Origin of the sequence: Pseudomonas abyssi (assembly GCF_003444685.1) — a bacterium.
Lineage (GTDB): Bacteria > Pseudomonadota > Gammaproteobacteria > Pseudomonadales > Pseudomonadaceae > Halopseudomonas > Halopseudomonas abyssi.
In genome coordinates this window covers 19,513-44,023 of the sequence record NZ_LMAZ01000005.1, presented here as the reverse complement: position 1 = coordinate 44,023, position 24,511 = coordinate 19,513, and the positions used below count along the sequence as shown (strand labels likewise).

Sequence of the window (24,511 nt, the reverse complement as noted above, 5' to 3'; positions counted from 1 at the left end):
GAACGCTTGGCCAGGTAGAGTTTCTCTTTACCTTGATGTTGACATGGTGGCTGTTTGGCGAATGCATACGCTGGAACGAATGGCTCGGCTGCAGCTTGATCCTAGCGAGCGTGGTTATCCTGTTGACTGGCTAGGCCGAGTGAAGGGATCGCCGTACGGCCGGTTGTAGTCCTTCTCCCGCTCTTCAATTTGAAAGAAAAGCGTTTCATCCTGCATCTCGAATTTACCTCCTCCTTCGCTACACCCCGCTTAACTGTCTGATAAAAAACAGAAATAAAAACAAAGTGACGGCTGGCGTAATTGTTGCTGAAGGTATGACTCGGCGTGTGCAGCTGAGCCAGGCCGAGCAGGCCTCTGCTTCCTGCTGCTGCATGACGTCACGGCCTAATGACAGTACAACAAAATAAGGACCGATCCATGAGTTCCGAGAACAACATTGATTCCACGCGCTACCCACACCTGTTCAGTTCCCTCAAGATTGGCAACGTGGTTGTCCGCAACCGTCTGATGCAAACTGCGCATGCCAAAGGCTTTCATGCCTCTGACGGCCTAACCAATAATCGCGATATCTTCTACCATGCCGAGCGCGCCAAGGGTGGTATCGGGCTTATCGTCACGGGGGCACGTCATGTGCACCCCAACTCAACCGGCCCAAGCCGCACGCTGGCCCGCGGTAACCGACCGGAGATAATTGAGCGAGATGCGGAGATGGTCTCTGCGGTCCACGCCTTCGGTGGCAGGATTATTGCGCAGTTGATTCACTTTGGTCCGCAAGGCCGTAGCGGCTCACAGGATGATTACCGGCTGCTCTGGGGGCCTTCGACGATGAAGTCCCCGGCTTACAACGAGTGGGCCAGGGAGATGACCAAGGCGGAAATGGACGAGGTATCCGATGCCTTTGCACAGACTGCCATCAGCTCCAAGGCAGCCGGGTTTGATGGCGTGGAGCTGCACTATTCCCACGGTTATCTGCATCAGCAGTTCCTGTCCTTTGTCTACAACAAGCGTACCGACGAGTACGGTGGCAGTCTGGACAATATCGTTCGTTTTCCGATCGAAACCCTGGAGCGCGTGCGAGCGGCGGTGGGTCCGGATTTTGTTATCGGTATTCGCGTGTCGATGGATGAATGTACGGTCGATGGCATGCATGCCGATGATGCGATCGAGATGACCAAGCGCATGGTCGCGACCGGCCTGGTTGATTATGTCAGCGCCACCGCCGGCACCTACGCCGCCCATGCCGATCAGATTCCACCCGGTGACTATGCGGAAAACTGGCTGGTCGCCGATGGCGCAAGAATGCGCAAAGCAATTCGCGAGGTTCGCGATATCCCGATGTTTATCGTTGGTCATATCGTCGATGCGGATAAGGCCGAGGCCTTGGTTGCCTCGGGGGCCACCGACATGGTGGCCATGACCCGCACACAGATTGCCGATCCGCACTTTGCCAACAAGCTGCGCGAAGGACGCGAGGATGAAATCAATCACTGCATTCGCTGCAATCAGGCCTGTATTGCCCGTCTGATGGTCGGCAACGCCATTTCCTGTGTGGTCAATCCGGCGGCCGGGCGCGAGCAGCGTTTTGGCAGTCATACCCTGATACCGGCTACCACAGGGCGACCCTGGTTGGTCGTCGGCGGTGGCCCGGCAGGCATGCAGGCCGCGCTGGTATTGCAGCAACGTGGTCACCAGGTCACGCTGCTTGAGGCCGGAGCGCAGTTGGGCGGGCAACTCAACTATGCCGCGCGTCTGCCACGCCGCCACAAGTTTGGCTTTATCCCCAGGGACATGGAGCGGCAATTACGCAAGGCGGGCGTGGATATCCGCCTGAATACGCGTTGGGATGCCGAGCAGATTGCTGCCTTCGGCGCGGAGGCAGTGGTCGTGGCGACCGGCTCGCAGCCGTTGAAGACCGGCTTTACCTCGACCCGACCTGCCATTGACCGAGTGCCGGGTACTGAACAGGCCAATGTGCTGAGCGTCATTGAGGTGCTCGATAACCCCAAGCAAGTTGGCAAGCGCGTGGTGCTGTTTGATGAGGACGGCGGTCGCTATGCCTTGGGCACCGCGGAATTCCTGCTGGATCGGGGGCATCAGGTACATCTGGTCAGCCGCTTTATCTCGCTTTCGCCAAACCTGGCTTTGACCTTGGATTTGCCAGTGAACTACCAGCACGTATTCCGCAAGGGATTGGAATACACCATCAACAGTTGGGTGCGGCACATAGACGGTAACAGCGCGCAACTGATGAATCTGTTTACTGATACCGACAGTCAGGTGCTGGACGCCGATACCTTTGTCATGGCGTGCGGGCATACGCCAGTCAACGATCTATACACCGCCCTGGACGGTCGTGTAGACCGGCTCTACTGCATCGGTGATGCACAGCTGCCTCGTCCCTTGCAGGATGTGATTTACGAAGGAATGCTGGTGGGCCGTGAGATGCTCGATTCTCCCGACCGCTTTATCGAACAGGGCGCCCTCGAGGGATTTGACGGCAGCTGGCGTCAGGCTTTGTTGTGAGTCGAGTTTCCTCGCTGCTGATGGCGGCGCTGCCCCCGGCAATCTGGGGCAGTACCTATCTAGTGACTTCGGAGTTCCTTCCCGCAGACCGGCCGTTGACCGCGGCCGTGATGCGGATTCTGCCCGTGGGCCTAGTGCTGGTGTTATTCAGCCGGCACTGGCCGCGTTCGAATCAATGGCTGAAACTGACAGCGCTTAGCCTGCTACGTATGTCGCTCCTGCATTGGCCGCTGTTCGTCAGTGCCTATCGTCTGCCTGGTGGTTTGGCTGCGCTGCTAACCGCTTATAGTGGTTGCGCTGGGCTTCGCCCTGTTTCGCCAGCGCACCTCGCCCAGGGTGATGGTGGCCGCGATGCTGGGTTTTGCTGGAGTGGCACTGGCGCTGATTTCACCCACTCGGCTTAAGTGGGACATTCTCGGAATTCTGGTGGCAACGCTGGCCGCGTGCAGCATGGCGCTGGGCACGCTGCTGATCCGACGCTGGCAGTTGGATATGCCGCTGTTTGCCTTCACCGGCTGGCAGTTGCTGCTGGGGGCTGATTTTGTCGCCGTTCATGCTCTGGCTGGAGCTGCCCCTACCGGACCGGCACATGGGACATCTGGGCGGGTACCTCTATCTCGCTGTGCTCGGTACGTTACTCCCCTGTCTGCGCTGATCCTGGGATATGCCTGGCCGGAGCAGACTCTGACGTTCTGGCAGTTGCTGGGTGCGCTGCTGGTTTTTGTCGGGATTGTTCTTAGCCAGACAGGAAGACGTGCGGCCTTTTCAAAATGAAATCTGGATTTCAGGTTGTTATATCAAACCTTTGCTGATGATGAGAACGCGTCTGCGCAGAGACGATTATATAAAGCAAAAACAGCAGGTTAAAAATTAATGTCGCGCTGATTGTCGATTGGCCCATGTCTTGCTTTGTCTCCAGGTATTGCTTTCACACCCTGCGAGCGACCCATTCTCGGGGAAAAATAACAATAGTCAGGACAAGAAGGTCATATCATGACACACGCACGTTACCCCAAGTTATTCACACCGATTACCCTGCGTAATGTCACCATCCGCAACCGCATCATGCAGTCCGCCCACGCCATGGCGTTCAATACTCGCGATGGCATAACTACCGAACGGGATATTCATTATCACGTCGCTCGGGCGAAGGGTGGGATTGGGCTGATGATCACCGGTAATCGGCTCGTGCATCCGACATCAAACACCTTCTGCCGCGGTTATCCCTATGGTTACCGTGACGAAATGGTTGAGCGTGACCGTGCGCTGACCGATGCCGTACATAAACACGGCGCGAAAATCTTTGCCCAGCTCAACCACTTCGGCGTCATGGGCGAAACCCATGCGATGGATGACTACCGGGTGCTCTGGTCCTCATCCAATATCAAATCTCCCGTTTTTGGCGAGATGGCCAAAGCCATGGAGCGCAGTGATATGGACGAAGTCGTCCATGGCTGGGCGCTCTCCGCGCAGTACACCCAGGAGGCAGGGTTTGACGGTGTTGAAGTACATCTGGCGCACAGTTACCTATTGCACCAGTTCCTTTCTCCGGTATTCAACAAACGCACGGATGAATACGGGGGTTCTCTCGAGAACCGAATGCGCTTTCCGCTTGAGGTAATTCGTGCGGTCAGAGAGCGGGTCGGGCCTGATATGGTGGTGGGCATCCGTCTGACGGTAGATGAGATGGTTCCGGGCGGTGTTGAAACCGAAGACTGGATCGAGATTGCCAGGATCATCGAAGCCACCGGCATGATCGACTATGTCATGACCACCGCGGGTGCCTATCAGTCAGCGACCTACATCATGCCACCCTACGATATACCCGATGCCTGGCTGTTGCCGCCCATCGCTCGTTTGAAAAGAGCGCTGTCGATTCCCGTTTTTGCCGTCTCTGGCGTTGGCTCGGCCAAGCTCGGTGAAGAGCTGCTGGAGCGCGGCGATGCTGACATGGTAGCAATGACGCGGGCGCAGATCGCTGATCCGGATTTTGCCCGCAAGACAGAGGCTGGCCGCGAAGACGAAATCTACCACTGCCTTCGCTGCAACCAGGGCTGCGTTGCACGACTGTTTCACGGTTCCTCAATGACCTGCCAGATCAATCCGGCCACTGGACGCGAAGCGATCTTTGGCCCGGAGACCCTTAAACCAGCTGAGCAGCCCGCGCACTGGGTCGTTGTTGGTGGTGGTCCCGGAGGTATGAAGGCGGCAGAGGGGCTGGCGCGACGCGGACACAAGGTCACCCTGCTGGAGAAAGACACGCAATTGGGGGGCCGGGTAAACCAGCTGATCCAGTTGCCGCGCCGTGACTCCTTCGCCTGGATTACCGAAGATCTGAAAGTGCAGCTGATGAAGCTGGGGGTAACCGTATGCACTAACCACGAAGCCACCCTGGATTCCGTCAAGGCCTTGGACCCCGACGGGGTGATTGTCGCCACCGGGTCCGTGCCTGATAAGACCGGTTATAGCGACATCAACCCCATGCAGGCGGCGATACCGGGTGTTGATCTGCCCCATGTGCTGGTGATCGACGATGTGCTGAATGAGCCTGAAAAGGTAGGCCATAACGTACTGATCCTGGATGAGCACGGCAATCGGTATTCCGCCGGTATTGCCGAGCTGCTAAGCGAAAAGGGCCACAAGGTGCATGTGGTAACCCGTTGGAATTCGCTGTTTCACAAACTGGGCCATACCCTCGACCAGCCGGTGGTCTATGCCAACCTGTTTTCCGCAGGCATGCAGCACACCCTTAACAGTTGGATCGGTCAGATTGATGAGGCTGGTGTCGAGCTGTTCAACCTCTATAGCGGAAATACCGAGCGTATTGAGGGGGTTGATACGGTCATTCTGGCCGTGCGTCATCTGCCATTGGAGGCGCTGTATTTCGAGTTGAAAGCGGCAGGCTTGCGAGTCGAGCGGGTCGGCGACTGCGTCACCCCCAGGCAAACCGATCACGCCATCTTTGAAGGATTCCTCGCCGGTCGTGAAATGTTCGACAACTGGACACGTTATGTCGAGCCAGGCTCCCTTGAGCAGTTTGACCCCCGGCGCGCCGTGGCGATCTGAGGTACATGACACTAATTTGAAGCCAGGAGGCAGCATGAGTAAAAGAGTAAAGATCATCGTCCCGATCCCGATGGACAAGGCTGGAGTGGAAAACCGCTCCGCACAGATTCCCGATGGTTTTGTGCTGCCGGGCTACGAGGTGGTGTTCGAATCGGTAAAGGCGGGTGCAGCATTTGGTGACAGCTATTACGACACCCTGCTGATGGACTATTCCGTCACTGAGGCTGGCTTGCGTGCCGAACAGGAAGGTTTCGATGCTGTATGCATTGATACCGTGAGTGACTCGGGCCTCAATGCGCTGCGCTCGCGTCTGTCCATTCCGGTCATCGCGCCGGGTATGTCGAGCTTCCATATTGCCTGCATGCTGGGGCAAAAGTTCTCAATCATCACCATGTGGGACGAATGGTTTCCGCTGTACAAGAAAACACTCACTGAATACCAGCTATGGCCCCGGGTAGCATCTCTGCGTTCGATCAAGACCCGGCCGGACCTGGCAGAGTTGCTTGCGGGCAAGGAGGAAGTCGTCTTCGCCAAGTTGCTTCAACAGGCAACCCTGGCGATTGAGCAAGACGGTGCCGATGTCATCGTGCTTGGGTCCACTACTATGCATCAATCCCATGCCTACCTGGCCAGCAAGCTGTCGGTACCCGTCATCAACCCCGGGCAGGTCAGTTACAAGCTCTGCGAACTGCTGTTGCAACTGGGGTTGAGTCACAGCAAGAAAGCATATCCTGCACCGCAGGCGCCTCGCGATGAGGTATTCCATATTATCGACCAACTGAACCAAGCGTGATGGAGAAAACAATGACAACGTTGAACCGAGAGCAACTGATTGACCTAGCGACCAAGCAGTATTTTGCCAATGTCGACTGCAAGAATATGGATGCGGTGCTGGCCTGCTTTCATCCGGATGTACAGTTCACTATCCAGACCGACAACCTGACCCATCCGGGCGTGGAGGGTGTGCGTAAGATGTTTGAAGGACTGTTCAGTACTTACGACGAAATCTGGCACGGTGATTTTGAAATGGCCGCAGATGACGCGACGCAAACCGTTTGCGCACGCTTCAACGTGTATCTGAAGGATCCGGCCGGCAATGAAACACGCCTGTCCAACTGCAATTTCTGGTATGTACGCGATGGCAAGTTCGAGCGCGTGTTCGTGTTCATGAGTGGCGACAACGTCTTGAAGTAGCTCCTGAGGTGATGCTCCTGTGTGATTTGGCCCGCGACGATATGCCGCGGGTTTTTTTTCGCCGGAGTATTTCAAATTGATTTTTCAGAGCCTTTCACATTGAAACGCCGCCGAGAATTACCGCGTTTCAACTGGGCAGTTGAAAGCAGGGTTTGTATTGAATATTTAATAAAATCAACATCATAAAAAAATGATTTGCGGCATGTCTAACTTGGCACCCGGTTTGCTATCAGGAAAGTAACAAAAAATTTTCCATAACAAACTATAAGGCAGCCATGCCATGAGCAAGCCATTAGAGGGTGTCACGGTCCTCGACCTGACCCACATGTTGTCGGGCCCCTACGCGGGGATGATCCTCGCGGACCTAGGTGCCGACACCATAAAGATCGAGCCGATCAAGGGAGAAGGAACCCGGGGCCTTCTGGCCAGCGATCCACGGAATTCGTTCAAAGGTATGGGGGCTTATTTTCTAACCCTCAACCGTAATAAGCGCAGTGTGTGCCTGGATCTGAAATCCGAACAGGGGCTGGAGGTCTTCTATGACCTAGTGCGCCAGGCAGATGTGGTACTGGATAATTTCAGTGCCGGCGTTCCCGCCAAGCTCAAGATCGATTTTGAGCATCTTGCAAAGATCAATCCCAAAATCATCACTTGCTCCGTCAGTGGTTTCGGTCAGGACGGTCCCAACTTCCAGCGTCCGGCCTTCGATCAGGTAGTGCAAGGCATCGGTGGCGGTATGTCCATCACCGGCCAGGATGAAGATCATCCCAATCGGGCTGGCATCCCAATCGGAGATCTAGGCGGCGGCATGTTTGCTGTCATGGGCATCCTGGCCGCGCTGCAGGCCAGGGAGAAAAAGGGCTATGGCCAGCATGTCGACATTTCCATGCTCGATTGCCAGATCAGCATGCTCAATTACATGGCGACCATGCATTTCCTCAGCGGTGAGAATCCGACCCCGCTCGGCAATGGGCATTTCGTGCATGTGCCCTATAACACCTTCCGCACCGCAGATGGTTTTCTGATTATCGCTGTGATCTTTGATTCGTTCTGGGAAAACCTGGTCGAGCTGTTGGATGTTGACTCCCTGCGTGATCCGGTTTTCAAGGGGCAGCCTGGGCGTCTGGCCAATCAGGCGTTCATCGAAGACACACTCAACGCGGTGCTGGCCACGCGCGGTACTGCGCATTGGGTGGAGCAATTGGATCGGGTACGGGTGCCATGTGCTCCGGTGAACAAGTTCTCCGATGCCCTTTCTGATCCTCAGGTTCTGCATCGCAAGATGGTGGTCGATATCCCGCACCCCGAGGGTGGCTCCGTCCGCGCCCCGGGTAATCCGATCAAGCTTTCGGTCGACAACGAAGACCGCTTTACTCCCCCACCCCTGCTGGGGCAGCACACCAGGGAAGTCCTGAGTCGCATGGGCTACTCGGATCAGCGCATCAGTGAATTGCAAGCTGACAGGATCATAGGGGGTTGAGCATGAGTGTCGACGTACTGATCAATGAAGTGGGTCCTCGCGATGGACTCCAGAGCCAGGGCAAGACTCTGACTGTGGGGCAGCGTGCAGAATTGATTGGCGCACTGGTGGATGCCGGTATAAGTGCTATCGAGGCTGGCAGTTTTGTCTCGCCAAAGGCCGTGCCGCAAATGGCGGGCACAAATGAGCTCTATGCCCTACTTCCAGCTGCGGAGCACGTTGCGTACTCCGCCCTGGTGCCGAATATGCGGGGCTACGATCTGGCTGTTGCCGCCGGTGCACGCACAGTCAATGTGGTGCTCTCGGCAACCGAGACCATGAACCAGAAAAACATCCGCATGAGTCTCGAGCAGACCACTTCAGTGTGCGCGGAGATCATGCAGCGATGCCGGCAAGACGGCATTAATGGCCAGGCCTATGTTGCCGTGGCTTTCAGTTGCCCCTTCGAGGGTGAAACCTCGCAAAGCGTCGTGCGTTCGCTGAGCGACCGGATGATGGAAGCGGGTGCCGGCAAGGTCATCATTGCCGACACCATTGGCGCAGCCAATCCACGGCAGGTCACCGGTCTGATGCATGACCTGGTCGGCAGCATCAGCGCAGAACGTCTGTCATGTCATTTTCACGATACCCGAGGTATGGCGTTGGCCAATGTGCTGGCGGCCCTGAATGAGGGGGTTCGTGAATTTGACAGCTCCATTGGTGGTCTCGGTGGTTGTCCCTTCTCACCTGGCGCCAGCGGCAATCTGGCGACCGAAGATCTGGCGCTGATGCTTGAAAGCATGGGTATGGATATTGGCTTCGCCGCCCAACGGCTGGTGCCTGTCGTGCGCACGGCAGAGCGCTTGACCGGCATCACGCTTGGCGGTCACAGCTTTCGCTGGTTGGCCAGGCAAGTGGAGAGCGAAGAGCAGGGGGGGGGGGCATGACCTCGTTCCTGTTGCGTTGGCTGGCTCGACTCAGTCCGTGGATGTTCATTGCCAGCCTCGCCTACGCGGCGATGTTCATTCAGCTCAAAGCTGACGACAGCGCCCTGGACCAGCCGCTTCTGGAAAAACGTGATCGTTTTTTCGGTGCGGCCGCAAACAACAACGCGCTCTGGTTCGTGGGCGGCGACGGGGTCTTGCTGGAAACCGGTGATGGCGGTCAGAACTGGGCGCGGCAGAAACTGCCCGGTGCAGTGAACCTGCAATCAACGGCTGTCAGCCCCGCGGGGGTCCGTGTTGTGGTGGGCAACCAGGGAAAGGTCTTCGTCGGGACGGTGAACAGCCAGAGCTGGAAGAGCTACGTATTGCCGCTGCCCGACTACGCCAACAAACTCAATCAGGTGCAGTTCTTCGACGGGGCGTTCTGGGTGGTTGGTGAGGTTGGATCAGTCTACCGCCTCTCTGCAGACGGCATGACCTGGAAGGATTACAGCCTCGGTGACGACTTCACCATCAATGACATTGCCCGTGCAGAAAACGGCGCCCTTTGGCTGGCGGGCGAGTACGGAAATCTGTTCCGCAGCGCGGATAACGGCAATAACTGGTCCCGGATCTCCCTCTCCGAGGAAACCCTCAGAAGCATCCAGTTTCACGCTGGGGAGGCTGTGGTCGTTGGCAACGGCGGGCAGGTGTATGTCAGCGAGGACGGTGGAGCCAACTGGTATCGCCAGCCCCCCTTCACCGCTGAACATCTGTTTGATGTAACCCGTCATGGCGACCGCTGGGTAGCGGTTGGCGATCAGGGGCAAGTGTTCGCCGCGCCGACTGCGACGGGCGAGTGGACGCAGACCGAGCCCGGCGGAATGAGCAAGAGTTTCTTCATGAGCGCGGTTTCGGTCGACTCGGGTATAGCCCTGGCGGGCAAGAGGCCGGGTCTCGTTGATAACAATAATCGCTGGGTCACCTGGCCGGAGGGGGAATAGGACATGTCAACCAATCTGGCTAGCCGCTTTTCAGAGTTCTGTATTCGGCATCGGGTCGTGGTCAGCGTTGTTATTGCGTTGGCTACCCTGGCGATGGCTTCAACCCTGACGCGAATCGATGTACGTACCGTCTTCAGCGATATGGTGCCCCACGATCATCCCTATGTGCAGGTACATGAACGCTACCGCGATACCTTTGCCGGCAGCAACAAGGTCACCATCCTGCTCAAGGTCAACGAGGGCGAAATCTTCCGGATTCCCGTGCTGGAAGAAGTGCAGCGTATCACCCAGGGGCTTACCCAGATTACCGGTGTCAACTCCACACAGATCGTGTCTATCGCCAGTCGCAAGCTAAAGCGAGTCAATGCTTCCAGTGAAGGAATCGAGACCCTGCCGTTGATGTGGCCAGAGCTTCCCAGCAGTCAGGAAGAGGTGCAGGCCCTGAGGCAAGCGGTACTGAACAACCCCCTGGTGTATGGCATCTACGTCGACAACAATCTTGGCTCGACCCAGATCCAGGTCGACTTCTACGACCAACTGGTGGACTACACCAAGATCTTTCCAGAGATCCAGGGCCTGCTCGATGCGTCGCCCATTGCGGATCAGGTCAGCCTGCACATGGTCGGTGAGCCGATCCTGTATGGCTGGGTAAACCATCATTTGGGAGAAACCTTCACCATCTCGATGATATCGCTGATCGCGATGCTGGCCTTGCTCTTCCTGATGAATCGAACCTGGCGAGGCACTGTCCTGCCGCTGATCAGCGGCCTGGTCAGTTGTATCTGGGCGCTGGGTACGGGCGTTCTGCTGGGTTTCAACTTTGACCCTCTGGTCATTGTTGTCGCCTTCATCATCACGGCCCGGTGTTTCTCTCACGCGGTGCAGATGATCGTGCGCTTTGACGATCTGGGGGACGCCGGTTTTGAACCGCGAGTCGCCGCAGAAATGACCATGCGTGAGCTGTTCCGCCCCGGTCTGCTGGGCATAGTTTCGGATGCTGGCGCGATATTGTGCGTGATAGCCACGCCAATTCCATTACTGCAGAAGGTCGCTATTCTCGCCACCATCTGGGTAATGACCATCTGTATTTCTGCCGTGGTGTTGACTCCTGTGCTGCTGTCTTGGGTGCGCGCTCCTCTGCGCTTTGCTCATCCGGTAAAGGTCGACGGCGTTCTCAGGGGCATACTCGGACTGACCGAGAAGGTCGTGCGCACCCGCGCTCGCTTCATCGTGCTCCCGCTGGCTGCCGTTCTAACCCTGGCCTGCGCCTATAAGGCGCTTGATCTGACCATAGGTGATGCCAGCCATGGCTCACCGATTCTCTGGGAAGACTCCGACTTCAATCGCGACAGTGCGCTGATAAACGAGCTGTATCCCGGTTCCGAACAGATGTTCGTTGTGGTCGAGGCGCGTGATGAGGATGGCCTCAAATCACCGGAAATTCTGCAATGGATGCAGGACTTTTCCCGCTACATGGAGCGGATGCCGGAGATAGGCGGTAGTGTTTCCCTGGCTGACATCGTGGTTGATGTGCGGCGCAACCTGTTTGAGGGTAACCCACGTTACCGGGAACTGGGTGCCACGCTTGAGGAAAATGGTGAGCTGATCAGCTTCTACGCCCAGGGCATCGATCCTGACGACCTGGCACAGTTCACCGATGCCCGATTCCAGAACGGGGCCGTGACGCTGTACTTCCGTGACCACAAGGGCGATACGCTTCGTAACGCCACCTACCATGCCAACCAGTTCATTACCGACAACCCGCTTGAGGGTGCGGATGTGCGCCTGGCAGGGGGGGTGCTCGGCATCATTGCCGCGGTGAACGAAATTCTCCTGGCTGACCAGATCGAGGCGATCTGTCTCGCACTGCTGGTGGTAGTTATGTGCTGTGTGCTGGTCTACCGGTCTTCAGCCAGCGGCATATTCTTTATCGTCCCCGTGGTGATTTCCAATGTCGTGACCTTTGCCTTCATGGCCTTCAACGATATTGGCATGAGCATCAGTACGATTCCGGTGGTCGCCCTGGGCATCGGCCTGGGCGTCGATTACGCCTTTTACATCATCGATTCGATCAAAGAGTACCTGGAAAAGAACCCCATGGCGTCCCCGGAGGAGGCCGTGGTGCAGGCTCTCTACTCTGCCGGGCGAGGGGTGCTGCTCACCTCGGTGACCTTGGCTGCGGGGGTGCTCTTCTGGTCCTTTTCGTCACTTCGTTTTCAGGCGGAGATGGGGATGCTGATTGGTCTCTGGCTTGTCACCTCAGCGTTCACCTCACTTTTCGTCATGCCTTCGCTAGCCCTCGTGCTCAAACCGGCATTCGTGTTCGGGCATGGTCAGGCGAATAGCGCCCCGGCGGTATCGGAGCGTAGTAACCAACCTAAATCGATCGGGAACTAAAAAATGAGCGCGAAAAAGAACAACAGGAACACCGAGTTCGCACGCCGTTCGTTACTTTCAGCTGCGGTGCTTATGGTAACTGCGGGACAGAGCGGAATGGTAAGTGCGCAGGAAGGTTTTTTAGAAGGCTGGGAGGTGCATGGCTACCTGCGTCAGTATCTGTCTTTTAATCTTGAAGATCCCTATCTGGGGGACCCTGCAACTGGAGGGACGACGAGCAAGGGTGACTATAAGTACGACCTCTCCATGGCTCGATCGGTGGGCAAGCTGAACCTGTACAAGGATATGGGCAACTCTCAGCTGTTTATTTCCGGTCGGGTAGCCCAGGAATACGAGACTGACTATCTCGAAGATTTGCAGGAGGTCATGGATCAGTGGGCCCAGACCGGAGGGGCGAATAAATCCGGTGTCGATTTGATGGACGATGTCTATAACGAGGCCGAGATACGCGAATTCTGGTGGCAGACCGACATTCGCCCCAGCAGCACCCTGAAACTGGGCAAACAACAGGTGGTCTGGGGGGAGACGGACTTCTTTCAGTCCTTCGATGTGATACATGGCTACGATTTCCGCTGGCGGTCCTTTCTTGAGCCCGAGAACGAGGAACTGCGCAAGCCGCTGTGGATGGTCAATTTTACCGAGCGCTTTGACAGTGTCGACGGCAGCCTGCAGTTGCTCTACATACCGGGTCGCATGAACGCCGCTGATCAACGCGGCAACAGCTACGACGTGGAAGGCGGGCGTTGGGCCAATAACCCCAACAAAGGTCTGACATTCGAGTCAGCTCCCTTCGGTGCCAACGTTCCGTATAACTATGACCACAAGGCTGCTGACGCGGACGACGCGGCCTTCGGCTTCCGCTGGAGCGGACTCTATGGGGATTGGGGGTATTCGCTGGGCTGGTTCCGTGGCCCTGCACAGGTGCCGGTCATCAACCCCAATCCTGCAGCCAATGGCGATGGGGCGAACGGCGAGCAGTTCCTCGGAGCCTATAAAGGCGACTATCAGTCCGATCCGGCAGCGTCCGTTGGCGAGTTGATATTCCCTCAGATCGACGTCTTCGGCGTGACCGCCAACCGTTACATCGAAGGCATCGATGCGGTGTTTTCCACCGAGGTCTCCTACATTCCCGATAACCCTTACAACGTGGGCGTCGCTGCGGGTGAAGCCGGGGGTTGCGGATTTTTTCCGGGTTTCTGTGGGATCACCGAGAAGGACGTGGTCAAGACCATGTTCCGCCTCGACAAGCAGGTCAATCTGCAATCTTACATCGGCACCAGCCGGCCTTCCTTTTTCTCCGTACAGCTGTTCGATACCTGGATAACCAATTACGACAAGAGCGATGGGGTCGTGAATCTGGCCGGGTTCAGCGGCGAGACCGAAGAGCATAGCGCGATCATCACCGGCATCCTGGCAATGAACTACTCCAACGACCGGATCAACCCGACCCTGGCGGTGGGTACGGATCTGACGTATGGCGGCGGTTTTGTCATTCCCAGCGTCGAGTACATCTATGGCGACCATTGGCGCTTCCGCGCTGAAGCCGACATCTTCTTCGACCAAAAGAGCCAGAAAAACACGCTGGCGGGTTTCAACGATACCAACCTGTTCGGCTATTTCGCAGGCAACGATCAGTTGGCCCTGCGTATCACTTACCAGTTCTGAGGAAGCGAACAATGAAAACAAGTATCTCCGCACTTAAAGGTCTGGTTCTGGGCTGCGGCCTGGTATGGAGCCTGGGGCAGACGGCCTGGGCTGCCGAGCTGAATCCGGGTACTGTCATTTCGGCGACCAACATCGACCAGCATCTGAGCGATACCTTTGAAAGTACACCGCTTAGCGATCTGCTGACGGAAAAGGTACAGCTACTGATCCGCAGCGAGGGTCTTACCATTCGCCTCAAGGCGTCGGAGCCGATCAAGCTCGGACGTGACTATCTGGCGGCAACCGAAGCCAACCGGGGCAAGGCTACTTACAACCCCGACACACGCATGGTTGAAGGCTGGGTAGCCGGTATTCCGTTCCCCGACGTTGATGCCGATGACCCCCATGCGGCCGACAAGCTGATCTGGAACCACAATTACGCTCAGCCGGTAAAGAACACCCAGGACTATCCCAAGTTCGCCTTTCTTTTCGTTGATGAGGAGCGGGGTCTGGAGCGGGTGCAGAACTGGACTTTTCTGCGCTACTACATGAAAGGCCGGCTAGGTGAGGACGGTCCAGTTGATGGCGACGGCGAGATATTCCACAAGACCTTGCTCTACGCAACATACCCCAATGATATTCGCGGACTCGGCGTGTTCACCCAGCGCTACGACTCGCCCAAGCTGGAAGACTCATGGGCCTACCTCAAGTCGGTACGCCGCACCCGCCGTCTGTCCGGTGGGGCCTGGATGGACCCCATCGGTGGCACAGATCAGCTGAATGACGACATCGAGATCTTCAATGCACACCCTACCTGGTATCCGGAATATCGTCTGCTGGGCAAGCGCCGCATTCTCGTGATCGCCAATGCCGACACGCCAAGCTGGGATGAATCCGCGAGCGGCGATGCCGCCTATCCCATCGTCGACCTGGCCAACGCCCCGTATTGGAACCCGACCGCCGGGTGGGAGCCGCGGGACGTCTGGGTCATCGAGGCCATTACACCGCCAGAGCACCCGTACAGCAAGAAAGTGATGTACATGGATGTCGAATTTCCCCGCTTCTACCTTTCCGAGGCTTACGATCGCAAAGGTGACTTCTGGAAGTTCTTCAACTTTGCGCTGGGTACCATGGAAACTGAGGACGGCGACAATGCGATCTACTCAGCGGCAGGTTTCTCCCTGGACTACCAGCGTCGGCACGGCACAGTGTTTCTCTCGCACCCCTCGTGGAAGATGAACACCCCCGGTATCACTGCCGATGATGTCAGCCTGAGCGTGCTTGAAAGAGCCGCGGCCCGTTAAAAAAAGAAGAGTCCTGGCGTGGCTGCATCGGCCACGCCCAGGCGCAGATAATGCCTAGGAGCCACTATGAGTTACCGACTTGGTGTCGATGTCGGTGGTACGTTCACCGACCTGTTGTTGATCAATGATGAGACCGGCGCCAGCTATACCGCAAAGGTTCCCTCGACCCCCACGGATCCCTCTGAAGCGGTGTTGAACGGGATTGAAAAGATTTGCCGAACCTCTGGAGTCGGGCCCCGGGAAATACGTTATGTCATGCATGGGACAACCGTGGCGACCAACGCGATTCTGACCCGTCGCGGGGCAAAGGTAGGCCTGGTTACGACAGCAGGCTACAAGCAGGTCCTGCATATCGCCCGGTCTTTTGTACCCGGCGGGCTTGGCGGGTGGGTTACCTTCAACAAGCGTGAGCTGCTTGCTCCCCTTGAATTGACCATCGAAGCCAGGGAGCGCATCGGGGCCAAGGGGGAAGTGATTACTCCTCTGGATGAGGAGTCATTGCGTGCCGACCTAGAGGCTCTGGCGGAAAAGGGGATTCAGGCCCTGACCATCAGTCTGATCAATGCTTATGCGAATGATGCGCATGAACGGGCGGTACTCGCGATTGCGAGGCGTGTAATGCCTGATGTCCCGATTTCGCTGTCTTCAGTCGTGGTCCCCGAGATGCAGGAATATGAGCGTACCGAGACGACTGTCGTGAACAGTTACGTCCGACCCGAAGTAGCCAATTATCTCGATCATCTGCAGGAAGAGCTATCAGCCCGCCTGCACCCCCAGGTGCAGCTGTCGATTCTGCGTTCAGACGGAGGGCTGGCAACCAGCCAGTCCGCTTCCGAAGCTCCGGTCAACCTGTTGCTGTCGGGGCCGGCCGGTGGCGTGGCAGGCGCAATCTGGTTCTGTTCGCGTGGCGGCTTCGACAAAGTGCTTACCTTCGATGTTGGCGGCACCTCCACCGACGTGGCTTTGATAGAAAACAATAGCGCGCGGATCCGCCGGGAAACCAGCGTAGGCGATGTGGCGGTGCGTGCACCCTCCGTGGACGTGCGGACGGTCGGTGCGGGTGGCGGCTCGATTGCGTTTGTGCCCGAGCTTACCCGAGCCTTGCGCGTGGGTCCCGGGAGTGCTGGCGCAGTACCCGGTCCCGCAGCGTACAACCGAGGCGGCACCAAGGCCACGGTGACCGATGCTAATGTGGTGCTGGGCTACCTGCCAGCCAGTCAGAAGCTGGGTGGTGACATGCTGGTACGCAAGGATCTGGCAACCGCAGCGGTTCAAGAAGTAGCCGACGCCATGGGTATCGACATCTACGAAGCTGCAGAGGGCATCACGCGGATCGCTAACGAGCACATGTTCGGCGCTCTACGTCTGATCTCTGTCGAGCAGGGCTATGACCCTCGCGATTTTGCCCTCTGCGGCTTCGGTGGTGCTGGTCCCTTGCATGCCAACGCGCTGGGTATTCTGATGGACGCCTGGCCGGTTATCGTACCGCCCGGTCCGGGGGTCTTGTGCGCATACGGAGATGCCACAACGCGGGTCAAGGACGAAGCGTCCCGGTCCCTGATCAAGCGCTTCAGCGAGTTGGATAACAGCTCCGTGGTCGGGTATTTCCATCAGTTGGCAGATACCGTCAAGTCATCACTGGCCGCACAGGACATCCCCGCGGAAAAGCAACAGCTCAATTACGAAGCCGATATCCGCTATCAGGGGCAGGCGTTGCTGCTGACTCTCGAAGTTGATCTCGCCGACTTTGAGCAGGATGGTCTGGAGCGCCTGGGCAAGGCGTTCGACGCCGAACATGAACAGCTCTTCTCCTTCGCCTTGGATGAAAGCCAGGAGCTGGTCAATCTGCGTGCCATCGCCCGAGCCCCGCGCCCGAATATCACCGAACGCGACCGTGCTGCAGGGGCGACCAGGCTCGAAGACGCGATCGTCGATAAATCGCCGCTTTATTACCAGGGTGTCCATCACGACGCGACGCTCTATCAGCGTGAGAAGCTCAGCCCGGGGGACGTTGTTCCGGGACCGGCCATCGTCATGGAGATGGATTCCACTACCGTTGTCTTCCCTGGTTTTGATGCCCGTGTCGATCACATCGGCAATCTGCTTATAAATCCCGTTTCCACGAGCAAGGAGTGAAGAGATGCCTGCTCAACTGATTCAGCCCAATACCCAGCCACTCAAGCGCATCGCGGTTGATACCGTGACCCTGGACATCATTGAAAATGCCATGGGAAATGCCCGCAATGAAATGGATGCCGTATTGATCCGCACCGCCATGAGCCCGGGCATCCGAGAGCAGGGCGATGCCTTCCCGATGATTGCCAACCACGAGGGCAAGATGGTGGTCGGCCAGTTCGGTTCTTTCATCACCGGCTTCCTTGAGGCCTATAACGGTACAGTGGAAGAGGGCGACATCTTCCTGACCAACGACCCCTACATGTGCAAGGGCGCCGTCAGCCATCTGCCTGACTGGCTGGTGCTGGTCCCAGTTTTCAAGGGCGGTCGCATCATCAACTGGTCGGCCATGTTCGGGCATATGAGTGATGTCGGTGGCAAGGTGCCGGGCAGTCTACCGGTAGATGCCCGCTCGATTCACGAGGAAGGTATCCGTATTCCTCCGATCAAGATCTACAAGAAAGGCGAACTGAGCAGCGATGTGCTGGAAGTGATCCTGCACAATGTGCGCATGCCCGGCTGGAACCGCTCTGACCTTAACGCGATCATTGCTGCCTGCCGCACCGCGGGCAAACGTTGTGTCGAACTGGCCGACCGATTCGGCGATGATATCTTCTCCAGCGCACTGGGCATGATGCTGGACCGGAACTATGTGGCGATGAAGGAAATCATCCGCATGGTCGTGCCGGAAACCAAGCGCAGCTTTGAAGATTACATCTGTGATGACGGCGTTGGTCTGGGCCCCTATACCCTGCGCTGCTCGTTCTGGCGCGAGGGTGACAAGGCCATCTTCGACTTTGCCGGTACCGACCCGCAGGCACCCTCATCGGTGAACTTCTACGTCAACGAAGAAATGTTCAAAATGTTCTTCGGCGCTTTCATCATCAATCTCTTCGATCCCTCGATCCTGTTTAACGACGGTTTCTATGAGCTGGTTGATGTGCGCATACCCGAAGGCTCGATTCTTAAGCCCAAGGAGCCGGCTGCCCTGTCATGCCGTACCCACCTGCTTGGTCGGATTTTCGACATCATGGGCGGCCTGCTCGGCCAGGGAACGCCAGATGCCATGAGTGCGGCAGGCTTCTCCGACTCCCCGCACTTCATGTATTCCGGTTACGACGACAAGGACGAATGGTTCCAGTTGTTCCAGATCGGTTTTGGCGGCATTCCTGGTCGCCCGGTGGGTGACGGACCGGATGGCCACTCGCTGTGGCCGGGCTTCACCAACGTCCCCAACGAATTCATCGAAGCCTACTTCCCGCTGCGGGTCGAGGTATACGAGACCCTGGCCGACTCCGGAGGTGCCGGACTGCACCGCGGGGGTAATGGCCTGCGCACCTCCTACCGTCTGCTTGCCGATGGTCAGGTATCGATCCACGACGATCGCTGGTTGACTTATCCCTGGGGGGTAAACGGCGGAGCGCCCGGCCAGCGCAGTCGCAAGGAACTGATTCGCGCTGATGGCAGCCGCGAAATCCTGCCTTCCAAGTGTGACCGTGTGCAGGTGAAAAAGGGCGACCTGATCGTCTTTGATACCTGGGGGGGCGGCGGCTGGGGTGACCCTCTCCAGCGTGATCCGGCCATGGTGCTGGTGGACATTGAACGGGGGCTGGTCAGTGTGGAAGGGGCGCGCCGCTATGGCGTGATCATCAAGGACGGGCAGGTCGATGCAATCGAGACCGCTGAACTGCGCCAGAAAATGGCCAGTGAGCGCGGCGAGGTCGAGCTCTTTGATCGCGGCGGCACTATCGATGAAATCAAATCACGCTGCCTGGCGGAAACGGGGCTGCCCGCTCCCGCTACGCCGGTCTGGGCTTGAGAGAGGTGAGTCCGATGGGGTTGGATTCACAGATGCTCAAACCGGCCAAGCGCTACGCGTTATTGCTTGTGGACCTCTCCATCGGGTTCACCGATCCGGCCAGAAGTCCGCTGGCCGCACCGGTGGACGCGGTCATCGAGGCCAATCAAACCCTGTTGACGGCCTTTCGGTCGCGGGGATTGCCGGTGTTCTTCTCTACGGTCATGTACGACAGCCCGGAGCAGTCGGCTGTCTTTCGCGAAAAAATACCCGTACTCGACATACTGAGTCACGGCAGCGAGCTGGTCCAGATCGATCCGCGGGTATCGCCGCTGGACGGCGAACAGGTGATCGTAAAACACGGTGCCAGCTTCTTCTTCGGGACCGACCTTGCCGAGCGTCTGCGTCAGCAGCAGGTGGATGGGGTGGTCGTAACCGGCCTGACAACCAGCGGTTGCGTGCGCGCGACCGTGGTCGATGCCCTGCAGCATGACTTTCGCGTGCTGGTACCCCAGGAAGCGGTAGGCGACCGCGACCAGGGCGCTCACAACGCCAACCTGAAAGATATGGGGATCAAGTATGCAGATGTTGTCAACCTGGAAGCGTGTTTGTCTTTGCTCGCTTAGCCTGGGTGTTATCGTCCTCGCAGGCTGTGCCGCAGGGCCTACCCGTGAGGGTCAGGCTGCGATGCAGACCCGGCTGTCCTCTGAGCCGGCGATGTGTCGGGAATTTCGTAATACCTGGGTGGCGCTCTTCAAGGCGAACGTTCAGGCAATGAGTAGCGAAACGCCCCTGCCGGCTAGCTATCAGCAGAATCTGGAAGCGGTGCGCGCGCAAATGATGGCTGCAGGTGCGGATCCGCAGGCGTGCAGCAAACCCAATTGCATGATCGACCCGCTACCAGGCGGAAAGCTCGATAGCTATTGCGGATACCGTGTGACAGCGACCCATGGGGAGGACCTCTACCAGTGGGTGCCCTGGGACGGGCAGTGAGCTCTCTATCGAAAACGGGGCGAACAGAATGAATAGCATGACTCTCTACGACAAATTGTGGGCACGCCATGTGGTGGACGAACTCCCCGATGGCAGCGCCTTGCTGTATATCGATCGTCATCTGCTGCATGAGGTGACGACTCCGCAGGCGTTCTCTGGTTTACAGAAAAACGCACGGCCAGTCTGGCGCCTGAGCACCAACCTGGCTGTGCCGGACCATGCGGTACCCACACAATATCGCGAGCTGGGCGTGCAGGGCATTGCCGACCCGCTGGCGCGACTACAGGTCAGTACCCTGGAGGCGAACTGCGAGACCCATCGTATCCCGCTCTTCAATTTGCAGGACCAGCGCCAGGGTATCGTGCATGTGATTGGTCCCGAGCAGGGGCTGACGTTGCCGGGCATGACCCTGGTGTGCGGTGATTCGCACACTGCTACCCACGGCGCACTGGCAGCCTTGGCCCAGGGCGTCGGCAGTAGCGAAGTGGAGCACGTCCTGGCGACCCAGACCTTACGTTCTCGCAAACTGCTGAATATGCGCGTGCTGGTGCAGGGAAAGTTGCCCGCGGGTGTGACTGCGAAAGACCTGATCCTGCATATCATCGGTCGCATCGGTACCTCCGGCGGTAGCGGTCACGCTATCGAGTATGCCGGTGAGACCATCAGCAAGCTGAGCATGGAAGCACGCATGACCCTGTGCAATATGAGTATCGAGGCAGGAGCGCGTGTCGGCTTGGTAGCCTACGACGAGGTGACGGAAGCCTACCTGGAAGGCCGGCCATACGCTCCAAAAGGGGATGCCTGGGATCGGGCTGTGCAGTACTGGCGCACGCTTTACTCCGATCCCGGTAGCCGTTTCGATGCGCTACACCAGATCGACGCTGGCGCCATCGATCCTCAGGTAACCTGGGGCACATCGCCGGAAATGGTCGGACCCATCAGCGGCATGGTGCCCGACCCGCAACAGGAGCCAGACAAAGGCCGGCGGCTTGGCCTGGAGCGAGCCCTTGAGTACATGGGACTGGCGGCAAACACGCCCCTGCAGGGATTGCCGATAGATCGGGTCTTCATCGGCTCCTGTACCAACGCGCGGATCGAGGATCTGCGAGCGGCTGCGGCGGTGGTGCGCGGCAAACGATTGGCGGGCCGGATACGTCAGGCAATGGTTGTTCCCGGCTCCGGCCTGGTGCGGCTGCAAGCGGAACGGGAAGGGCTGGACGAGACATTCACCGCCGCAGGCTTCGAATGGCGCGCCCCGGGCTGTTCGATGTGCCTGGGCATGAACCCGGATCGACTCTTGCATGGTGAGCGCTGCGCCTCGACCTCGAATCGCAATTTCGAGGGACGGCAAGGCAAGGGCGGACGCACTCATCTGATGAGCCCGCAAATGGCCGCAGCGGCGGCAGTCAGCGGTTTCATCTGTGACCATAGGGAGCTGTGAATGGCTATTGAACCCTTGATAGAGCACCGCGGAATCATGATTCCCATGGGCCGCGGTAACATCGATACGGACGCCATTCTGCCGAAACAATATCTTAAGAAGCTCGAAGGTGAGGGCTACGGAGAATACCTGTTCGACGATGAGCGTTACTTGGACGTTGGGGATCTGGACGTGTCAGTGGAAACGCGTCGGCAAAACCCGGATTGCATACTCAATCAGGCCCCCTACGATCGCGGTACAGTTCTGCTCGCCGGCAACAACTTCGGCTGCGGCTCCAGCCGGGAGCACGCGGTTTGGGCTTTACGGGACTTCGGTATTCGGGTGCTGGTGGCCCCCAGTTTCGGCGATATTTTCCGCAACAACTGCTTTAACAACGGTCTGTTGCCGATTACTCAACCCGAGGAAGTGGTCGATCATCTCCTGACCCTGGCCCGCGATGAACCGGGGGTTATGTTGGAAGCGGATGTAGGGCGCGGTGTGATGCGCTGTGCCGATGAAACATGGGAGTTCCAGCTTGATGAGGGGCGTGCCCAAGCCCTCATTAAAGGCCTGGATGAAATAGGCTTGACCCTAGAACGCAGTGCCAGCATAAAGGCTTACGAGGAAAGGCGCAGGGCCATAGAGCCCTGGCTGTTTGAATAATTAAAAGAAGAGGCAGCCATGAACTTCGCGAACGAAGAGCAATCGCGCGTGCGCATCTGCATGCTGGGTAACTCCAAATTCAGCCAGATGGTGCATAGTCTGATCCCGGAATTTGAGTCTGCCGCAGAAATCACCATTATCGACAATGTCTTCTTTGATGCCGTCAAGGCGGCTCGAGAGCGGGTTGAGCGCAATCAGGTAGATATTTTCATCAGCGCCGGGGCAAACGCGTTCTATCTGCAAGATACCCTACCTATGCCGGTGGTAGCACTCAAGGTAGAGCAGGCAGACCAGATATCGGCCATTCTCAAAGCTCGGCGGTATGGCTCCCGAATTTTACTGCTGACCTACACACGGCAGGAAACCAATATCGAGTTCGTGCGAGCGCTGGATGATCTTGAGGTCGTGCATCGCACCTACTCGAACGCCGAAGAGGCGCGGGAAGTTTTCCACAGTATGCGCTCGGAGGGCTGCGATGTAGTGGTTGGGTCAAGCTATGTGTGCGACCTTGCAGAGCAGATGGGGTTTCCCTATGTGCTTCTCTATTCCAAGGAGTCCTGTCGTAACCTGATCCGCAAGGCAGTGCGCCTTGCGGGCCGTCACAAGCGCTCCGTACAACAGTCTGCTCTCACCCAGTTTCTGGTGGAGCATAGTCCTTACGCGCAGATTCTGACCAATCGTCGCGGCGACGTAGTGTCTTTCAATTCAATGGCAAAGCATTTGCTCCCTGACCTCGCAGCAAACCGCTCGATTGAGCAATATCTGGATGCACGCTTTGTGCAGCAGTCGCAATTGATGGTCGAAGGGGTGAACCTGGGCGACCGACTGGTGCGTATAAGCAAAGACCCTTTTGATCTGAACAAGGAGCGTATCGGCTATCTGTTCAACCTGCACCCCAGTCCTGTGCGCAGTAGCAGCAGCTCTCCAGATGGTCGCCGCCTGGTTTTCAGTTCGGCGCCAATGGCTGAATTACACCAGCTATTGCGCATGTATGGTGCTACCCCTGGAACCGTGTTGCTTCGGGGCGAGACTGGCACTGGCAAGGAGCTTGCCGCCCGGGAGATTCATGCCGCCAGCCAGCATCCCGATGGACCTTTTATCGCTGTAAACTGTGCAGCGATACCCAGCGAACTGTTTGAGGCAGAGCTATTTGGCTACGCTGATGGTGCCTTTACGCACTCACGTAGTGGCGGCAAATCAGGCCTACTCGAGGCGGCAAATCACGGCACCTTCTTCCTCGATGAAATTAACGCCATGCCTATGCCTCAGCAAGCAAAGCTACTGCGGGTTTTGCAGGAAAGGGAGATTAGGCCCGTGGGCTCCAAGCGTTCCATTGCTTTGGATATCAAGTTTGTTGCGGCGTGTAATCTGGATCTTCATGCTGAGGTGAGTGCGGGACGTTTTCGTGAGGACCTTTATTACCGTTTGAACATATTCACAATTAAATTGCCTTGTTTACGAGAGCGCCTTGACGACCTCCCTCTGCTTGTCGACTATTTCGCCGAGCGTTTGTGCGAGCAATATCAGTTATCGATCAATCAGCAGGACTTCAGAGAGGCACTGCTTCCGTCTTTCCGGCTCTTTGAATGGCCGGGTAACGTCAGGCAGCTTGAAAATCTGCTTGAGCGGCTAGTTGTATCTTACTCGCTCTTTGGCAACATCAGTCACTTTAAGGAAGCTCTGCCACGCTTGGTGCCGGAGATATTTGACCGCCTACACAGTGCCGACGCTACCATAGAGGAACCGCATGGTCACCTGCAGCAGCTAGAGCATGAAGAGATAGTTCGAGCTCTTGAGCGTTTTAGCGGCAACAAGACTCAAACGGCCGAGTACCTAGGTATAAGTCAGACTACACTATGGCGACGATTGAAGCAGATATCCCAGTGAGGGGGTCTCCGTACTCTATGCTGACTCGGTTTCTACCCCTTCTTCAAAGGTACCGGTTTCA

18 protein-coding genes are annotated in these 24,511 nt (G+C 57.3%); all 18 read left to right on the top strand.

The genetic code is table 11. The features are described 5' to 3' along the window. Positions 1-417: 417 nt before the first annotated feature. The 18 genes from ASB58_RS15035 to ASB58_RS14950 all read left to right on the top strand — a co-directional run bounded on the left by ASB58_RS15035 (position 418) and on the right by ASB58_RS14950 (position 24,450). On the top strand, positions 418-2,523 hold the full coding sequence (locus ASB58_RS15035) for an oxidoreductase (protein ID WP_181977949.1): 2,106 nt from the start codon (positions 418-420) through the stop codon (positions 2,521-2,523). A 351-nt stretch (positions 2,524-2,874) separates the two neighbouring features. Further along, a complete protein-coding gene (locus ASB58_RS15030) occupies positions 2,875-3,297 on the top strand; it encodes a DMT family transporter (protein ID WP_147336844.1) in 423 nt (140 codons plus the stop codon). A 219-nt stretch (positions 3,298-3,516) separates the two neighbouring features. After that, on the top strand, positions 3,517-5,589 hold the full coding sequence (locus ASB58_RS15025) for an oxidoreductase (RefSeq protein ID WP_118131439.1): 2,073 nt from the start codon (positions 3,517-3,519) through the stop codon (positions 5,587-5,589). Between the two features lie 34 nt (positions 5,590-5,623). After that, positions 5,624-6,382 carry an aspartate/glutamate racemase family protein gene (locus tag ASB58_RS15020; protein ID WP_118131438.1) on the top strand — a complete coding sequence of 253 codons (759 nt, stop codon included), beginning with the start codon at positions 5,624-5,626 and terminating at the stop codon, positions 6,380-6,382. Between the two features lie 11 nt (positions 6,383-6,393). Continuing rightward, a complete protein-coding gene (locus ASB58_RS15015) occupies positions 6,394-6,783 on the top strand; it encodes a nuclear transport factor 2 family protein (RefSeq protein ID WP_181977948.1) in 390 nt (129 codons plus the stop codon). A 280-nt stretch (positions 6,784-7,063) separates the two neighbouring features. Continuing rightward, positions 7,064-8,263 carry a CaiB/BaiF CoA transferase family protein gene (locus tag ASB58_RS15010; RefSeq protein ID WP_118131436.1) on the top strand — a complete coding sequence of 400 codons (1,200 nt, stop codon included), beginning with the start codon at positions 7,064-7,066 and terminating at the stop codon, positions 8,261-8,263. Between the two features lie 2 nt (positions 8,264-8,265). Further along, complete coding sequence (locus tag ASB58_RS15005; RefSeq protein ID WP_118131435.1) at positions 8,266-9,189, top strand: hydroxymethylglutaryl-CoA lyase; 924 nt, start codon at positions 8,266-8,268, stop codon at positions 9,187-9,189. Further along, positions 9,186-10,169 (top strand): WD40/YVTN/BNR-like repeat-containing protein, encoded by a 984-nt coding sequence (locus ASB58_RS15000; protein WP_118131434.1) that lies wholly within the window; start codon positions 9,186-9,188, stop codon positions 10,167-10,169. The genes ASB58_RS15005 and ASB58_RS15000 overlap by 4 nt, the downstream gene beginning before the upstream one ends. 3 nt (positions 10,170-10,172) lie before the next feature. After that, positions 10,173-12,566 (top strand): efflux RND transporter permease subunit, encoded by a 2,394-nt coding sequence (locus ASB58_RS14995; protein ID WP_118131433.1) that lies wholly within the window; start codon positions 10,173-10,175, stop codon positions 12,564-12,566. Between the two features lie 3 nt (positions 12,567-12,569). Further along, entirely contained in the window at positions 12,570-14,231 is a 1,662-nt protein-coding gene (locus tag ASB58_RS14990; RefSeq protein WP_202974642.1) for a DUF1302 family protein, read from the top strand. Positions 14,232-14,242: 11 nt separating this feature from the next. Continuing rightward, positions 14,243-15,514, top strand: coding sequence for a DUF1329 domain-containing protein (locus tag ASB58_RS14985; RefSeq protein ID WP_118131432.1), 1,272 nt, complete (start codon positions 14,243-14,245; stop codon positions 15,512-15,514). Positions 15,515-15,580: 66 nt separating this feature from the next. After that, positions 15,581-17,650 carry a hydantoinase/oxoprolinase family protein gene (locus tag ASB58_RS14980; RefSeq protein ID WP_118131431.1) on the top strand — a complete coding sequence of 690 codons (2,070 nt, stop codon included), beginning with the start codon at positions 15,581-15,583 and terminating at the stop codon, positions 17,648-17,650. Between the two features lie 4 nt (positions 17,651-17,654). Then, positions 17,655-19,508 carry a hydantoinase B/oxoprolinase family protein gene (locus ASB58_RS14975; RefSeq protein ID WP_118131430.1) on the top strand — a complete coding sequence of 618 codons (1,854 nt, stop codon included), beginning with the start codon at positions 17,655-17,657 and terminating at the stop codon, positions 19,506-19,508. A 14-nt stretch (positions 19,509-19,522) separates the two neighbouring features. Continuing rightward, positions 19,523-20,113 carry an isochorismatase family protein gene (locus ASB58_RS14970; protein WP_118131429.1) on the top strand — a complete coding sequence of 197 codons (591 nt, stop codon included), beginning with the start codon at positions 19,523-19,525 and terminating at the stop codon, positions 20,111-20,113. Positions 20,114-20,174: 61 nt separating this feature from the next. Then, positions 20,175-20,480 (top strand): isopropylmalate isomerase, encoded by a 306-nt coding sequence (locus ASB58_RS14965; RefSeq protein WP_118131428.1) that lies wholly within the window; start codon positions 20,175-20,177, stop codon positions 20,478-20,480. 28 nt (positions 20,481-20,508) lie between these two features. Then, positions 20,509-21,921: a 3-isopropylmalate dehydratase large subunit gene (leuC, locus tag ASB58_RS14960; RefSeq protein ID WP_118131427.1), complete on the top strand. Its 1,413-nt coding sequence runs from the start codon at positions 20,509-20,511 to the stop codon at positions 21,919-21,921. Continuing rightward, positions 21,922-22,563, top strand: a complete 642-nt coding sequence (gene leuD / locus ASB58_RS14955; RefSeq protein WP_202974641.1) for a 3-isopropylmalate dehydratase small subunit — start codon at positions 21,922-21,924, stop codon at positions 22,561-22,563. It begins immediately after the preceding gene. 18 nt (positions 22,564-22,581) lie between these two features. Then, positions 22,582-24,450: a sigma 54-interacting transcriptional regulator gene (locus ASB58_RS14950; protein ID WP_118131426.1), complete on the top strand. Its 1,869-nt coding sequence runs from the start codon at positions 22,582-22,584 to the stop codon at positions 24,448-24,450. The last annotated feature ends 61 nt before the right edge of the window (positions 24,451-24,511 follow it).

What these genes read in the sequence shown, in the direction of transcription:
- ASB58_RS15025 (WP_118131439.1), top strand. Translation starts at nt 3,517, where the DNA reads ATGACACACGCACGTTACCCCAAGTTATTCACACCGATTACCCTGCGT.
- ASB58_RS14980 (WP_118131431.1), top strand. Translation starts at nt 15,581, where the DNA reads ATGAGTTACCGACTTGGTGTCGATGTCGGTGGTACGTTCACCGACCTG.
- ASB58_RS15015 (WP_181977948.1), top strand. Translation starts at nt 6,394, where the DNA reads ATGACAACGTTGAACCGAGAGCAACTGATTGACCTAGCGACCAAGCAG.
- ASB58_RS14975 (WP_118131430.1), top strand. Translation starts at nt 17,655, where the DNA reads ATGCCTGCTCAACTGATTCAGCCCAATACCCAGCCACTCAAGCGCATC.
- leuC (WP_118131427.1), top strand. Translation starts at nt 20,509, where the DNA reads ATGAATAGCATGACTCTCTACGACAAATTGTGGGCACGCCATGTGGTG.
- ASB58_RS15020 (WP_118131438.1), top strand. Translation starts at nt 5,624, where the DNA reads ATGAGTAAAAGAGTAAAGATCATCGTCCCGATCCCGATGGACAAGGCT.
- leuD (WP_202974641.1), top strand. Translation starts at nt 21,922, where the DNA reads ATGGCTATTGAACCCTTGATAGAGCACCGCGGAATCATGATTCCCATG.
- ASB58_RS15000 (WP_118131434.1), top strand. Translation starts at nt 9,186, where the DNA reads ATGACCTCGTTCCTGTTGCGTTGGCTGGCTCGACTCAGTCCGTGGATG.
- ASB58_RS15030 (WP_147336844.1), top strand. Translation starts at nt 2,875, where the DNA reads ATGCTGGGTTTTGCTGGAGTGGCACTGGCGCTGATTTCACCCACTCGG.
- ASB58_RS15010 (WP_118131436.1), top strand. Translation starts at nt 7,064, where the DNA reads ATGAGCAAGCCATTAGAGGGTGTCACGGTCCTCGACCTGACCCACATG.
- ASB58_RS15035 (WP_181977949.1), top strand. Translation starts at nt 418, where the DNA reads ATGAGTTCCGAGAACAACATTGATTCCACGCGCTACCCACACCTGTTC.
- ASB58_RS14995 (WP_118131433.1), top strand. Translation starts at nt 10,173, where the DNA reads ATGTCAACCAATCTGGCTAGCCGCTTTTCAGAGTTCTGTATTCGGCAT.
- ASB58_RS14950 (WP_118131426.1), top strand. Translation starts at nt 22,582, where the DNA reads ATGAACTTCGCGAACGAAGAGCAATCGCGCGTGCGCATCTGCATGCTG.
- ASB58_RS14965 (WP_118131428.1), top strand. Translation starts at nt 20,175, where the DNA reads ATGCAGACCCGGCTGTCCTCTGAGCCGGCGATGTGTCGGGAATTTCGT.
- ASB58_RS14970 (WP_118131429.1), top strand. Translation starts at nt 19,523, where the DNA reads ATGGGGTTGGATTCACAGATGCTCAAACCGGCCAAGCGCTACGCGTTA.
- ASB58_RS15005 (WP_118131435.1), top strand. Translation starts at nt 8,266, where the DNA reads ATGAGTGTCGACGTACTGATCAATGAAGTGGGTCCTCGCGATGGACTC.
- ASB58_RS14985 (WP_118131432.1), top strand. Translation starts at nt 14,243, where the DNA reads ATGAAAACAAGTATCTCCGCACTTAAAGGTCTGGTTCTGGGCTGCGGC.
- ASB58_RS14990 (WP_202974642.1), top strand. Translation starts at nt 12,570, where the DNA reads ATGAGCGCGAAAAAGAACAACAGGAACACCGAGTTCGCACGCCGTTCG.